The following is a 13,924-nucleotide window of genomic DNA, read 5'->3' on the forward strand; positions in this document are numbered from 1 at the left end:
AACGAGATGAAAAAGAACGGATTTGTAGAACTAATACTTTACATAATCGCTTTTGCCGGCGCCGCTATCATGCTTATGCCTTTTGTATGGATGGTAGACACCTCTTTAAAGTTACCTGAAGAAGTTCAAGTTTGGCCTCCCTCGTGGGGAACTGGTAATGCGTTGAGTACAAGGTATATTCCAGCCGGTATAGATCATTCAGCATATGCTGGCGTTAACTACGCTGCTTTGAGCCTTCAGCAGTTCCTTACATCTGGAAATACAAAAAAAGAGGTTTCCCCTAATCTTTTAACGATAAAACTCGTGGGAACCCCACCTGTTCGCGGAACCCTTCATGTGCTTTTAAAAGAAGGTAAAAATAATCCCAAATACGCCACTTCTGTGAACAAAGATGAATTCAAGAAAGTGATCTCTGATATTGATTCAAGAAAGTATCCATCGAAATTCGTCAGTCTTTTCACCAAGATGAAGGAATTGGAGTCCAAGCCCACAGAATATATGAAAGAGTTTATCACGGTTTTTAAGTACGGAGATCATCCAATACTTTCAAGAGTTGAATACGTTAACAACCTGTACCAAACTGGAAAAACAGTTCAATCTTTTATGAACAGATTTGGGCCAATTTTGGCCCGTAATCCAAGATTGGCAATTCAAAAGGGGGATTCCAACAAAACGATCGAAGAGAAAAAATTCCTAAAATCTTTTTTCTCCTCGGGTTCTTATTCCAAAAATGTGAACTCATTTTTGAAAGAAACGCAGAACTTTAAGAAAGGATTGGGAACACTTTCAAACGACGAAAACAAACTCATTCAAAAATTCAACGAATTATTTTCAAAAATAGATCTAGAAAAAATTCTGAATGAAAAGTTTGGAAGCGTTCCACCATCGATGAGAGGAATCCTAAACGTTTACAATTCGAGAGCCGTTCAGCCCTTAAAAGAGTGGATGAATCTTTTAATTTCTTTCAAAGAGCTTGAGAATTTTTACAATTCCTTGAGAAATATCCCCTTAAAAAATCCAGAAATAGACTTTACTTTCTTGTCTTCCAAACAAAAAGAAGAAAATCTTGAAAGTGCGTTTAAAAAGGCAGAACTGCCTTCTTATTACGTGAATTTGGCGGATAAGATTTTGAAAAAGCAAGGTAGTTCTAATTTCTTAAACGCATTCATAAAATCGTTGAATTCCAACGTGAAGGATGATCTTGTTAAGCTTGGTTACACCCCCCAAAAAGCGGCTTTCGTTTTTGGAAAACTTTCTTCCATAACGTCAAGCATGAAGATATTGTATTCATCTCTCTCGAATTCGCAAGCCAAAGAATTAGATTCCATGGTTAAAAAATACGCATCTGATTTTTCCGCTTTGGCGCTTAAAATTAACAACGCATTTTCATCAGAATACCCAAATTCAACACAGGTTTTGACCGGGCAATTGGAATCCGTGGACGCTTACCTGTCAAAAAATACGGAAAAGAAAGATGCAGTTGAGCAACTTTTAAGGGAAACATGGGAAGATCAAAAAGCCATTTGGAACTTTACAAATGTGTACAACGATGTTTACTACACCATGAAAATTTTAAAAGCACCTTCTGTTGTAAAAAAAGTTGAATACTTCCCAGCTAACGGTAAGATAAAAATTTACTTTAAAAATTTGAACAGCGTCTGGTTTTTCAACACAAACGTTCACGTGAAGGCTACCTTTTCATTTTCACAGATATGGGCAAATCTCTTCCAAAATTACGTGGACGCCTGGAATGCCGCTCCATTTGCCAGATACTATTTCAACACCGTGTTAGTGGCAACGATCACGACATTTTTGAATATCATCGTGGGAGTAATGGCCGCTTTTGCCTTTTCAAAGCTTCACTTTAAGGGAAGGAATTTCCTTTTCATGTTGTTCCTGGCCACTATGATGATACCAGGCGAAGTGCTACTCGTTCCTAATTTCATAACCATAGTTAAGTTTGGATGGTTCAACACTTACTACGCTTTGATCATACCGTGGATAGCGAGTGCGTTCGTTATATTCCTTATGAGACAAAACTTTATGAGCGTACCAGATGAGCTTTTCGATGCCGCAAAAATCGATGGCGCTTCAAAGTGGAGATTTCTCTGGACAATTCTTGTTCCACTGTCAAAACCTGTTATAATTACAGGGGCGTTGTTGAACTTTGTAGGAAGTTGGAACGCATTCTTGTGGGTTTTGATAGTAACAAACACACCTTCAATGCGTACTTTGCCTGTAGGATTGCAGAATTTCAGCAGCAACGCAGGAACGATGTACAACCAGTTGATGGCCGCTTCCACCTTTTCGATGTTACCAATTGTTATACTGTTCCTATTCGCGCAAAAGTACTTCATTCAAGGTATCGCTCGAAGTGGCCTGAAATAATTTGGGAGGTGTCCCTTTGAGAAAAATTGTGTTTTTAATCGTGAGTTTGGCTTTAGTGGCGCTTGCGCTCAGTGGATGTTTTAACACCCAATCAATGGTATCTTACGAATTTTATTCCCAATTAACACCAGCTTCCCTGCTTCATGTTTACGTGAAGGTGAAAACAATAAAGGCTGGGAATCTGGAAACTGAGTACAACAAAGATGTGGATTTGGTTTCGAATCTGCCAACGCCAGTGGCCAATAACATAGGAGTAAACGTTCCGTTTGACGTTGACGCCGTTGAATTTTCCATTTTGCCAACTGCAACCGTTGTGTACACGAACGGGGCGACTACCATCACAAAAGTGTTTCAAATATCGAACGCAAGCGATGTTAAAGCGTACTTTTACGATTATTCAAATCAGAAATTCGAAAAATCGGATTTTTCGATTGGCAGTGTTGGGCAAAACAAAACCATAATGGTACTGTGGAACCTTTCGAACTTCTCAACGCCAGAGAATTCCAAGATATCTCTGAATGCTATCTCATTAGATAGGGATAAACTTGTGAGGTTGAAAGTAGAATACAAAACTCCAAGGAATGGAACGTACTTTGCAACGGTTTCAGATGGAATGAAAACATTTACTTTTACCAAAAGATGTAGAGAAGATAATTACGATTTCCAAAATGAAGCGTACACATTTGTCCTTTACCCATTTTGTGCACCAACTCAAGGAGGGTACAGTGCAAACGTGTCAATAAACAACGCGACTCAAACAGTGGCGTCAACTGAAATAAGCATATCCTCGAGCAATTTAAAAATCGTTTTGCCGTGAAAAGAAGATCAAAGTATTTGATTTATGTAATACTAATTGTGATAATAAGCTGGCTTATCTATTTCAACGTGGTTTCGTACGTGAATTTCAGAGCGACCAATTTGAAATATCACGAAACGTTAAAAGAATACAAGAAATTAAACGACGAATTTACCAATCTGGAAGAAGAATTGAAGGAGTTGCAAAGACAAGTTGAAAATAGTGGTAACAACATCTCACAAACCAAATCGTCAACAAGTACTCCGGGCTTTGGAAGTGGCAGATAAGCTCGGAGTACGTTATATTTCTAGGCGTCATCTTGTACAAAGGAAAGATGAGGCTATTGTGATTGTGGAAAGCGATAAAATTTCTGCGGTGAAAGATGGAAAACGTTTTTTCTTTCATCCGTCTCTTGCGGTGATAAGAAAATCCAACGTTGACAGTGGACAAAAAGATCATCTTCTTGAAGCTCTTGATTTAAAAGGAAACGAAAGAGTTTTGGACTGTACTTTGGGATTGGGAAGTGAGGCCATACTGATGGCTCACTTTTTGCCAAATGGTATAGTAGTTGGTATAGAAAAGTCGCCGCTTATAAGTCTAATTGTCGAAGAAGGTATGAAGAGAAAAGATAAACTTTACAAATGGATAGCGGAAGCCATTGAAAGAATCAAAATTGTGCAGGCCGATTACAAAGAGTTCATAAGAAAAAGTAGTGAGAAATTCGATTGTGTTTACGTTGATCCGATGTTTGAACACCCGAGCTATGATTCCTCTGCTATGAATTCAATGAGGCCTTTTACCGATAACTCAAATGTGAGCGTTGAAGATATAGAAATCATGAAAAAAATAGCGAAAAAAAGAGTTGTGGTTAAGGCAAAGTGGAACGATTCAATCTTTGATAGATACGATTTTGATGAAGTCATTGGAAGCGCCAAAAGTGGTATAGGCTACGGAGTGATAAAGATTTGAAAATTCCAATTTTCACCGGTCCGACAGGAGTTGGAAAAAGCTCTTTTGCAGTGAAATTCGCTAAAAAGGTAGACGGCGAGATAATATCGGTTGATTCCATGCAAATTCATAAATACATGGACATCGGAACAGCGAAGATAAAAGAAAAAAACGGAATACCACACTACATGTTGGATATAATAGAGCCAGATGAAGAATTCGATGTGAAAAAGTTCCAAAAAATGGCTTTGGAAATTGTCAATGATATATTAAATCGCGGTAAAAGACCAATTTTAGTCGGTGGAAGCGGACTTTACGTTGATGCAATAAGATATGGTATATTTGAAGGACCATCGAAAAACGAAGCAATTCGTTCCTCGCTTGAAAGAATAGAAGAAGAGTCGCCAGGAGCGCTGAGAAAAATCCTTAAAAAAGTTGATTCGATAGCTTACAATAAGTTCAGCGAAAAAGATAAAATTCGAACAATTAGAGCTCTGGAAATTTACATATTAACGGGTGAACCTATTTCCAAGTTCTGGAGCAAGAGAAAACGTGATGATCGTTTTGTGATGTTTGTTCTCAATATAAAAAGGGAAAGACTGTACGATAGAATAAACAGAAGAGTGGAAAAAATGTTTGAGGAAGGATTTGTTGAAGAAGTAGATAATTTGTTGAAAATGGGATTTTCAAAAGAGCTTCCTTCAATGAATTCGATAGGATACAAAGAAGTGGTAAAATACTTAAACGGAGAGATGACGTACGAAGAATGTGTAGAAGAGATAAAAAAGCAAACAAGAAGGTTTGCCAAAAGGCAGCTTACGTGGTTTAGAAAATACAAAGATGCAACGTGGCTAGATCTTTCCGAAAATGAAGAAAAATTATTTGGAGAAATCCTTAAAAAATTAAATTGGGGGGATTAAAATGAAAGAAAGACAAAACCTTCAAGATCGTCTTTTGAACTTCTTAAGGAAGAAGAGAATTGAAGCCAAGATCTATTTAGTTAACGGCTTCCAGGTGAAGGGTTTTATAAAGTCATTTGATAATTACACGGTGCTTATTGAAAGTGGAAAGCAACAAAATATGGTTTACAAGCATGCTATAAGCACGGTTATTCCATTGGAATACGTTAAACTTTCTGAAGTAAGTGAAGAAAACGAAGAAGGCGAAGAGACGGAGGAAAGTTGAAAAGAGCCATTCTTGTAAGCGCAATGCATTCAAAAAATGAAGATGTTGAAAGGAATCTGTTAGAATTAGAAGAGCTTGCCAGATCGGTGGGTATTTTTAGCGTGGCAAAATTCTGGCAGCTTCTCGATAAACCGCTAAATACTTACGTTGGAAAAGGAAAGCTTGAAAAGATAGCCAAATATTTGCAACTCTACGACGCAGATGGGATAATAGCCGATGATGAATTGAGCGTTGTTCAAAAAACAAAACTCGAAGATTTGTTGAATGTTGAAGTGCTTGATAGAACAGAGATAATATTGAAAAACTTTGCCAGAAGCGCTCGGACAAGTGAGGGAAAAGCTGAAGTAGAGCTTGCAGTGCTTGAATACCGTTTATCGCATTTAAAAGGTTCTCATTCTCACCTTTCAAGAACAGGTGGAGGAATTGGTACTCGAGGGCCAGGTGAATCGAAATTAGAAACAGATAGAAGGGCCATTCGTGAAAGAATAAGAAATTTGAAGATGAAAATTTCAAAACTTTCAAAAAATAGAAGATTGAAGAAAAGGAAAAGGAGCGAATCTCTTCTTCCAAAGATTTCAATAGCGGGTTACACGAATGCGGGAAAATCACTATTGCTGAAAAGATTGAGCGGTTTCGATGTTAAAAGCGAAGATAAACTCTTTACCACACTGGATCCCACGACTAAAAAAATTTGGCTTGGAGAAAATGTGCACGCTTTGGCGTCAGATACTGTTGGATTTATATCAAAATTGCCAACACAGCTGGTAAACGCGTTTCGCTCAACTCTGGAAGAGGTTTTGGATTCAGATTTAATTTTATTGGTAGTAGACGGAAGCGATGAAGCTTTGGAGAAAAAATTCAAAATTTCTCAAAACATTCTTCAAGAGATAGGAGCAGGCTCTATTCCGTGGTTGTTAGTAATAAACAAGATAGACCTTTGTGACAAAACCCGTTTAAAAAGATTGAGCTTGGAATATCCAAATGCTGTACTTATTTCTGCAAAAAAAAGGCTTTACCTGGAAGACTTGATAGATAAAATAAGAGAAAAGGTGACGCATAATTATGTGGAAAAATGTATTGAAATTCCAAATCAAAAGTGGTTTAAAATTTCAAGAACCGTTGGAATGCGCATCTTAAACGTTGAAAACATGAGTGAAAGCGTTAAAGTTCATTTGAAAATACATCCGGCCATTCTTGAAAAATTCACGGAGGAAATAGATGTTCTTTCAACGTAGAAAAAAAGGAAAAAGTGCATTTCCATTTTATATGAAAAATGAAAACATCGTTTCATATGTGCAAAGTGAAAAAGGTTCTCTTTTCAAATCTTACTTCAAAAAGGGATATGACTTTAGAATGAGTTATGATGAAAGAGCCCCTGTTCTTTTAGACAAGGAACTCGTGGGTGATACGTTTGAAGATAGGGTGTTTATTCATGCCGAATTTGATGAAAACTACAAGTTGATATCTTATAAAATAGAAAAAGGTCGTTTCTTGACCTTTGAAGAATACGAAGAACTTTTAAATTCAAAGGAGGAAAAGGAAAAGTGAAAAAACTTTTTACAAGCGAAAGCGTTACAGAAGGTCATCCAGACAAGATAGCCGATCAGATATCTGATGCTATTTTGGATGAAGCGCTAGCTCAGGATCCACAAAGTCGTGTGGCTGTAGAAACGTTCGTCTTAAGGGGAGAAGTTATGGTTGCCGGACAGATGACGACAAAAGCCTACATAGATATTCCAACCATTGTTCGTCAAACTGTTCTAGACATAGGTTACACACGCGCAAAGTACGGTTTCGATGGAGAAACGTGTGCCGTTGTTACTGCCATTGATGAACAATCTCCAGATATTGCACTCGGCGTGGACAACGCGTTGGAATTCAAAGAAGGAGAAAGAGCTGAAGATCCTTTAGAAAAAATAGGAGCCGGAGATCAGGGCATAATGTTTGGTTACGCTTCAGACGAAACGGAAGAGTATATGCCTTTGAGTATATCTTTGGCCCATAAACTTGCCAGAAGGCTAACCCAGGTAAGGAAAGAAAAAGTGCTGGACTTTTTAAGGCCTGATGGTAAAACCCAGGTAACCATTGAATTTGATAATAAAGGAAAACCAATAGCTGTGGATGCCATTGTGGTTTCTACACAACACGATCCTAATGTTTCTGAAACTGACCTTGAAAATGGAATTCGTGAAGAAGTTATAAACAAAATTGTACCTCAGGAGTACATGACAAAAAATACCAAGATATATATAAACCCAACAGGAAGATTCGTCATAGGTGGCCCAATGGCCGACACGGGATTAACGGGTAGAAAGATAATCGTTGACACTTATGGAGGGGTCGCTCCTCATGGTGGGGGAGCGTTTAGCGGAAAAGATCCAACAAAAGTTGACCGTTCAGCCTCTTATATGGCACGATATGTTGCGAAGAACGTTGTTGCAGCTGGATTGGCAAAAAAATGCCTTGTTCAACTTGCATACGCCATAGGTGTTGCAAGACCAGTTTCAATATTTGTTGACACCTATGGAACGGGAGTTGTATCCGACATTGAGCTCACGAAAGTTATAAATGATCTCTTTGATTTTAGGCCAGGCGCCATAATAAAAAATCTCAATCTCTTAAGACCTCTCTACAAAAAAGTGGCCGCTTACGGGCATTTTGGAAGAAATGATCTGGATCTTCCGTGGGAAAAATTAGATAAAGTGTCTGATTTAAAAGCGGCTGTTAAATAACAAAATTTGATAAGTCATACGATAAAAGTTCCCTCACAGGAGGGGGCTTTTTTCTTTTCCACGGAGGAAGATGGTTGAAAAAACAAGATTCATTTGGTATAATATTCGTGAATTCATACCCACCCAGGGTATAAAAAGATTATGGAGGTGTAAAGATGGCGTTAAAAATAAAAATATACTCCACACCATCGTGCCCTCATTGCAGGGCGGCGAAAAATTACTTCAAATCTTTAGGCCTCCCTTTTAAAGATGTGGATGTGTCTAAAAATCCAAAAGAGGCAGAGTTGATGGTAAAGAAAACACATCAATATGGGGTTCCGGTTATAGAAATAGGAAACCAAATTGTGGTGGGTTTTAACCGCTCTAAGATAAATAAGTTATTGGGAGTGAATTGAAAAGGGTTTTCTACCCTTTTCAATTTTTAATGGTACTGCAAATTCTCTTTATCGTATTTGTAATCGGTATCGTTTATTGGCTAATCACATCAGGAACGAAGGTAAAAAATTTTCACACTTCGTCTCGAATATACATTTCTTCTATCGAAAAATATCTTTCTCTTTCTCCACACGCTTATCAGCGTCTTCAGGAGCGTGGAATAACTTTTAAGGAATTGAAAGACTTGCTTGAAGATGAAAACTCTCAGGCAAAGTTGCAGAAAAATGGTCGAATAAGAATCACCAATGGTACCATTACCGCAATTCTTGGAACAGATGGAGACAATCTGATTTTGGTAACGGCTTTTAAGAATTCTTAGCTTTTAAAGTGATAAGAAACAACGCTAAAAGTCTTTAAGCGATTATTTTTAGATAATTTCCAAATAACCTCTATTTTAGAAGAGAAATCAGGAGCAAGTCTTCCATTCTCTATCCAATACCTCGACCTTTTGTTGTTATAAATTCCAGGATTTGCAATAATTTCGAGTGTAATAGGCTTCTTAACAAGTTCAACTTCAGATATTTCATCAATTTCCATAATTTCCTTCTTTATTTCTTTTTCAAGTTCATGTGAGGGAAAAGGCTTTAGATTTATCAACGCTATATTCTTTGAAAGTGGACCTATGATTTTAGCATTTGCTATGGAAAAATTTAATCCACTCTTTTTAATAATATCCATCAACAAAGTATTTGATTTGTAAACGGCAGCACCATGAAAATTTGGAACAGCCATCATCTTTAAAAGATGTTTGAGAATACATCCTTCTCTTCCTTCATTTTCTCCTATTTTTTTTGGTTTTATTCCAAGACAATCAGCCAATTTTCTGACTTTCTCTCGCGAAGTGGAAAAAAGCGGAGAGTAAAAACCATTAAACACCTTCAAACCACATTGTCCCCACGTATCTTCATTTTCAGCCCCTGTGGCCACCAATTCACCATTGGCATATTCTTTTACGCTTGTAAGCTTAGGACCTCTTGTACATGCGTTACACGAAGGTCCACCTTTCCATATTTTTGCTTGCCATTCCGTTGCATCTACAAAAGTGTGTTTTAATCCAAGTGAATTCGAAAAATCCTTGACTATTTTCAGAGTTTGAGGATAAGTAAAATAAAAACGTGTGGTCACAAGTTCTACTTTTTCTTTACCAAGAGCTATTTTAGCAAGCGCTGCCACAACACTTGAATCTAATCCTCCTGAAAATGCTACATACAACTTGCCATGTCCAATAGTTTCTCTTATGTCTTGCACGAATGGAGATAAGATCTTTTCACAATCTTTTATATGAATTCACCTCTCTTAAATTAATTTAAAAGTATAATCTTTTTAGCACATCAACAAGTTTTTCCCTTTTTTCTTCATCATCCAAAGCCCAATAGCCAAGAGACGCTGGTCTTTTTTTGAGATGAAAAGATTGAATCAAATCCTTCATCTCATCTGGAACATTCACCCTCATTCCCCATTTTATGTTATATCGTATGTAATCCCTTGCGAATCTGTCAATGATTTTCTTTTCTCCTTCATCCATGGCAATGTATTTTTGTATGAATCTTTCTCTCATTCTTTTTGGCATTCTTTCAAGATAAGCTTTGGCCAAATCTTTTCTCGCTTGGATGAATGGATGTGCTTTAATCATTGAATTCACGAATTCCATAGTTTCGTATCTTTTGAACATGAATGTTTTGAATTTTTCCATGTTGTTTAGCAAGTCAAACGCCTCTTTGAATTTCCCTTTCCTGCTCAAATAAGGTAAGTTTTTTCTTCTATCAAAATAGGTCATGTACGTGGATATCAACAAAATTGTTCTTTCGCTTTGATTCATCTTTTTGGCTTCTTCAATCGCTTTCTCAAATCCATTTTCTATTACCATCTTGGTGTATTCGTTGCGAATTGCAAATGGTGAATGTACGTTCGGCTCTATCTTCAATCCACGCATTAACTTTTTCAAAGTACCTCCACGAATTTCATTCGTCTTTGTACGAATGATGCAGGAAATGCCTTTTTCGGTTACACCGCATTTTTTTGCAGCATATGTTATACTTTTGACGTATTTTTTGAGATATTGTCCTATTTCTTCGTTATTTTCATATCTTGAGATTCCAAAATTCGGAGCAATGCGTTTGCAAAGTTCTATTCTCTTGTGATAATGTCCTTGGCTTTCTCGATCAGAACCGTTTGGAAGATATTCTTTCGCAAGGAGAATCAAGCCTACACTTTCGTACAACTTTTCATCTTTTGCAAGTACTTGACAATCTATAAGCGTATCGAATGAAAAAAAGACGTATTCCACATCTTCAAAATACCACCCTGCTAAACACACCGCTTTCTTCGCAATGCCACACGACCAAAATGGATGAATATTCCTTGTGTACCATGCAATATCGTTGAGTGAATTTAACATTCCAGAAGGATGTGGAATCGTCTCAGCAATTTTGAAAGCTTTAAGAAAAATCGAAAAAGATTTTGTCACATTTCCCTTTTTGGCTTCATCTCTTGCTTTTCCTAGAAGTATGAATGCCCAAGCTGAATTATCTTGCTCATATATCTTGCTCCATATTCTTGGTTTTGATACATCGTTTTCGATAGAGAAATGATTGAAAAAAGTTGGAGTGGCCACTTTCCTCGCTATAATTGGCATTTTGGAATAATCACTTTTCAGTTTTTTATACAAATAGCTTGCTTCTTGGCTTTTTATCTTCTCTAAAATCAAGAGTTTGTGAATCGAAAGAAGATAAAATAGATTCTTTCCTTTTTCATATTCTATTGGCCCCGTGCCTTTCATTTTTTTCAAAATTCGTTTTTTTAGCACTTTTAACCCTTTTTCTGCGCATTCAAGCGCTTTTGTATATTTTCTTAGCCAATACGATTTTATAGAAAAGAGATACATTTTCCATACTTTGTCGATATTTAAATCTAAAGCCATGTTGCAAAAAGGCCTAGAGAACGAACCATAAATGAACAATGCATTTGCAAATTTAAAAAAATTCCTCATGTTAGCCACCCCATGACGGATTTATCATAACATATTCACGTAGTTATCATATGAAAAATTCAAATTGCAGAAAATGCATAAAAAACACGTGCTTCAATTCCTTTGTTCACAGTAACCTGCGAGATCGTAAAATTTGACAGTCATTTAGATTGGCTTTATACTGAATTTGTTGTTGTATGTGGGGAGGAAAAGTTATGAGGAAATTTATCGTTTTATTCACAATCGTATCGTTAATTCTCATAAGTTTTGTATCTTTTGCAGATGGGGGTGATGGAGGTAACCAAACTACCGTACCACATCCACCTGTTGCTACAAAGCAGAAGTGATAAAAATCCTCAAATCACTGTTGTAGAAAATTTAAAACAGTAAGAAATGCTTGTCGAATTGCAGAAAATGGCTGTCATCGTGACTAAAAATGCGTAGAGGGGAGGTGAGAAAAATGTGCGTATTTAGCCACCTTGACCATTAATCGTTGTACTCTTCAAGAGTATTTTTGAATTTAGAAATGAAAGAGGATAGATTAAATAAATTGGATTGTTGAACCTAATCAAAATGGTGATGAACTTGGTTGTTGGTGCGGATTACACTTTGGTTTTTTGCGTACAGCTATTGTGTTAATGACTTTGAAATATTCTGTTATGTCGACCAAATCCCATGTACAACTTAGGATGGACCTTGTCATGGAAAAATAGAAATGTAGAGGAGGATGAAGTATGAAAATGAATAAACATACTTTGATAATTTTATCAATAATGATATTCATGTTATTTGGAACAGTTTTTGCGTACTCTAATCAATGGGTAATTACAAGTGTAAATATGTTATGGACAGAAGATGGAGCTTGGCATATTCTTGCAGATGTAACAAATGATAGTCCCAATCCCTTAGTTGTAGATTGGGGAAGAAGCAAAACAATAACTCAGAGTTTTTCTTTTAGTGGCAATGCTGGAATAAGATATGCTTCATTTCACTTTGGATATGGAGGCTCAACATCATATACGGAAACTCTGAATATTCATATGACGGTTTCACCATATAAAAGGGGATATTTGTATGGAACAGCCGTTATGGTATGTCGCGAAGGTGTAGAGGCATATTATTGGTACGATGGCAAAATTCATAATACAGATATATACGTTTTTAAAGGCACAGATCATTTTCGAGAAATATATGAAGAAAGAGATTTTTAGAAAATTCGCTTGAAGGAAGGAGCGAAGAGAATGAAAAAAATTTTAATGGGAGTGATTTTAACTCTTAGCATATTCACATTGGCGTTCGCTTTTAACTTTTTGAACGGAAGTTTCGAAGTGGCAAATGATATTTGGCAATCTCCAAAGTTTGAATTCCCATCTTGTGGCATTTCGGATATCGCCATGACTACAAGTAGTGTAATTATCCTATCAAAAGACGGAGAATTGGATGTTTACAGCTACGATGGCACGCTAAAAAATTATTGGTCCCTGTGGAATGTTAAAAATGTTGAAAGTACGGCAACACATGCAATACCTTATTTCGGTGGAATGTCGGTTGCGAATGATGAAATATTTGTCGCTTACAGTACGAGAGGTTACATAAAGAAAGAAGAGAAAAAAGGGAACACTTACTATGTTGATATCGAATCACACAAAAAGAATCAAAACATCCTGGTCTTCAATCTTTCCGGAAAATTAATGAACGAATTTGGCGATCTGGCATATCCTACAGACATAAAAGTTTTTAATTCCAAAATATATGTGACCGATGGGACAAAAGATGAAGTGATGATCTACAACATGAATGGAAAAATCTTACAAAAATTCAAAATGCCAATATATAAAGTCGATTCACCAAAAAAAGCAGATGTTTTTCTCAGTAAAAACGAATATTATCTTGTTCATCATCCAGAAAGCTTGACTGTTTTGAGCAATGACATATACGTTGTTGGTAATGATGGGTTTGGAAGAAACTTTTTATACAAATTCGATCAATCTGGAAGAATTTTGAAAAAGATTCAAGTATCCGGAGATAAAATATTCACTTTTGCTAAAAATTTGTGGATAAGTGATGAAAAAGGTGGTTTCGTTGTATACGATGAAAACTTAAACAAATTGGGAACTGTGCAAAAAATACAAAAGATGAAAATAGAAAGTGGGCTTTTAGCTTACCATAAGAAAAACGGAAAAGTTTTAGTTGCGGTTTCAAGTTCCCTGGCTCTACCAAATAAAAGCATACAATTTTTCTATTTGGAACCAGAAAAATGAGTGATTTAGTCTTGTCAAAATAACTTGTAGAATGAATTATCAAAGGGTCCTTCATTAAAATAATCCCAAAAGTCTTAGGAAATAATATGGATTTCTGTACAGAATCTAATTCGAGTTTCAAAGTTCTTTGTAACCACAACTATATTTTACATGGGAGGTAAATGAATGGAAGAAGCTTTGAGCGGATTGAAAGACGTTAAGTTGGTTATAG

At 36.5% G+C, this 13,924-nt stretch carries 15 protein-coding genes; 13 read left to right on the forward strand and 2 right to left on the reverse strand.

The genetic code is table 11. From position 1 onward, the window contains the following. Positions 1-6 precede the first annotated feature (6 nt). The 11 genes from ACXJIN_RS06805 (at position 7) to ACXJIN_RS06855 (ending at position 8,803) form a co-directional block, all read left to right on the forward strand. On the forward strand, positions 7-2,388 hold the full coding sequence (locus ACXJIN_RS06805) for a carbohydrate ABC transporter permease (protein ID WP_456400726.1): 2,382 nt from the start codon (positions 7-9) through the stop codon (positions 2,386-2,388). A 16-nt stretch (positions 2,389-2,404) separates the two neighbouring features. Beyond that, entirely contained in the window at positions 2,405-3,205 is an 801-nt protein-coding gene (locus tag ACXJIN_RS06810) for a hypothetical protein (RefSeq protein ID WP_456400728.1), read from the forward strand. A 17-nt stretch (positions 3,206-3,222) separates the two neighbouring features. Then, positions 3,223-3,471, forward strand: a complete 249-nt coding sequence (locus ACXJIN_RS06815) for a hypothetical protein (RefSeq protein WP_456400730.1) — start codon at positions 3,223-3,225, stop codon at positions 3,469-3,471. After that, positions 3,407-4,153 (forward strand): class I SAM-dependent methyltransferase, encoded by a 747-nt coding sequence (locus tag ACXJIN_RS06820; RefSeq protein WP_456400754.1) that lies wholly within the window; start codon positions 3,407-3,409, stop codon positions 4,151-4,153. The genes ACXJIN_RS06815 and ACXJIN_RS06820 overlap by 65 nt, the downstream gene beginning before the upstream one ends. After that, positions 4,150-5,052, forward strand: coding sequence for a tRNA (adenosine(37)-N6)-dimethylallyltransferase MiaA (gene miaA, locus ACXJIN_RS06825; RefSeq protein ID WP_456400732.1), 903 nt, complete (start codon positions 4,150-4,152; stop codon positions 5,050-5,052). Before ACXJIN_RS06820 ends, miaA begins: the two co-directional genes overlap by 4 nt. A 1-nt stretch (position 5,053) precedes the next feature. Next, complete coding sequence (gene hfq / locus ACXJIN_RS06830) at positions 5,054-5,317, forward strand: RNA chaperone Hfq (RefSeq protein WP_456400734.1); 264 nt, start codon at positions 5,054-5,056, stop codon at positions 5,315-5,317. Then, a complete protein-coding gene (gene hflX, locus ACXJIN_RS06835) occupies positions 5,314-6,552 on the forward strand; it encodes a GTPase HflX (protein ID WP_456400736.1) in 1,239 nt (412 codons plus the stop codon). The genes hfq and hflX overlap by 4 nt, the downstream gene beginning before the upstream one ends. Then, positions 6,536-6,865 (forward strand): hypothetical protein, encoded by a 330-nt coding sequence (locus ACXJIN_RS06840; RefSeq protein ID WP_456400738.1) that lies wholly within the window; start codon positions 6,536-6,538, stop codon positions 6,863-6,865. The genes hflX and ACXJIN_RS06840 overlap by 17 nt, the downstream gene beginning before the upstream one ends. Next, positions 6,862-8,049 carry a methionine adenosyltransferase gene (gene metK / locus ACXJIN_RS06845; RefSeq protein WP_456400740.1) on the forward strand — a complete coding sequence of 396 codons (1,188 nt, stop codon included), beginning with the start codon at positions 6,862-6,864 and terminating at the stop codon, positions 8,047-8,049. The genes ACXJIN_RS06840 and metK overlap by 4 nt, the downstream gene beginning before the upstream one ends. A 155-nt stretch (positions 8,050-8,204) precedes the next feature. Continuing rightward, positions 8,205-8,444 carry a glutaredoxin domain-containing protein gene (locus tag ACXJIN_RS06850; RefSeq protein ID WP_456400742.1) on the forward strand — a complete coding sequence of 80 codons (240 nt, stop codon included), beginning with the start codon at positions 8,205-8,207 and terminating at the stop codon, positions 8,442-8,444. Then, positions 8,441-8,803 carry a DUF4258 domain-containing protein gene (locus ACXJIN_RS06855; protein WP_456400744.1) on the forward strand — a complete coding sequence of 121 codons (363 nt, stop codon included), beginning with the start codon at positions 8,441-8,443 and terminating at the stop codon, positions 8,801-8,803. Before ACXJIN_RS06850 ends, ACXJIN_RS06855 begins: the two co-directional genes overlap by 4 nt. Here ACXJIN_RS06855 and ACXJIN_RS06860 read toward each other — a convergent pair. Beyond that, a complete protein-coding gene (locus tag ACXJIN_RS06860; protein ID WP_456400746.1) occupies positions 8,800-9,732 on the reverse strand; it encodes an asparagine synthase-related protein in 933 nt (310 codons plus the stop codon). The genes ACXJIN_RS06855 and ACXJIN_RS06860 overlap by 4 nt on opposite strands. 58 nt (positions 9,733-9,790) lie before the next feature. Next, complete coding sequence (locus ACXJIN_RS06865) at positions 9,791-11,290, reverse strand: hypothetical protein (protein ID WP_456400748.1); 1,500 nt, start codon at positions 11,288-11,290, stop codon at positions 9,791-9,793. A 902-nt stretch (positions 11,291-12,192) separates the two neighbouring features. Here ACXJIN_RS06865 and ACXJIN_RS06870 point away from each other — a divergent pair. Together ACXJIN_RS06870 and ACXJIN_RS06875 are read left to right on the forward strand one after the other, a co-directional pair. Beyond that, the gene (locus tag ACXJIN_RS06870; protein ID WP_456400750.1) at positions 12,193-12,663 is read left to right on the forward strand and encodes a hypothetical protein; all 471 of its coding nucleotides are present in this window, start codon (positions 12,193-12,195) and stop codon (positions 12,661-12,663) included. 30 nt (positions 12,664-12,693) lie between these two features. Further along, positions 12,694-13,713: an NHL repeat-containing protein gene (locus tag ACXJIN_RS06875; protein ID WP_456400752.1), complete on the forward strand. Its 1,020-nt coding sequence runs from the start codon at positions 12,694-12,696 to the stop codon at positions 13,711-13,713. Positions 13,714-13,924 lie beyond the last annotated feature (211 nt).

The organism is Mesoaciditoga sp., from assembly GCF_054006115.1.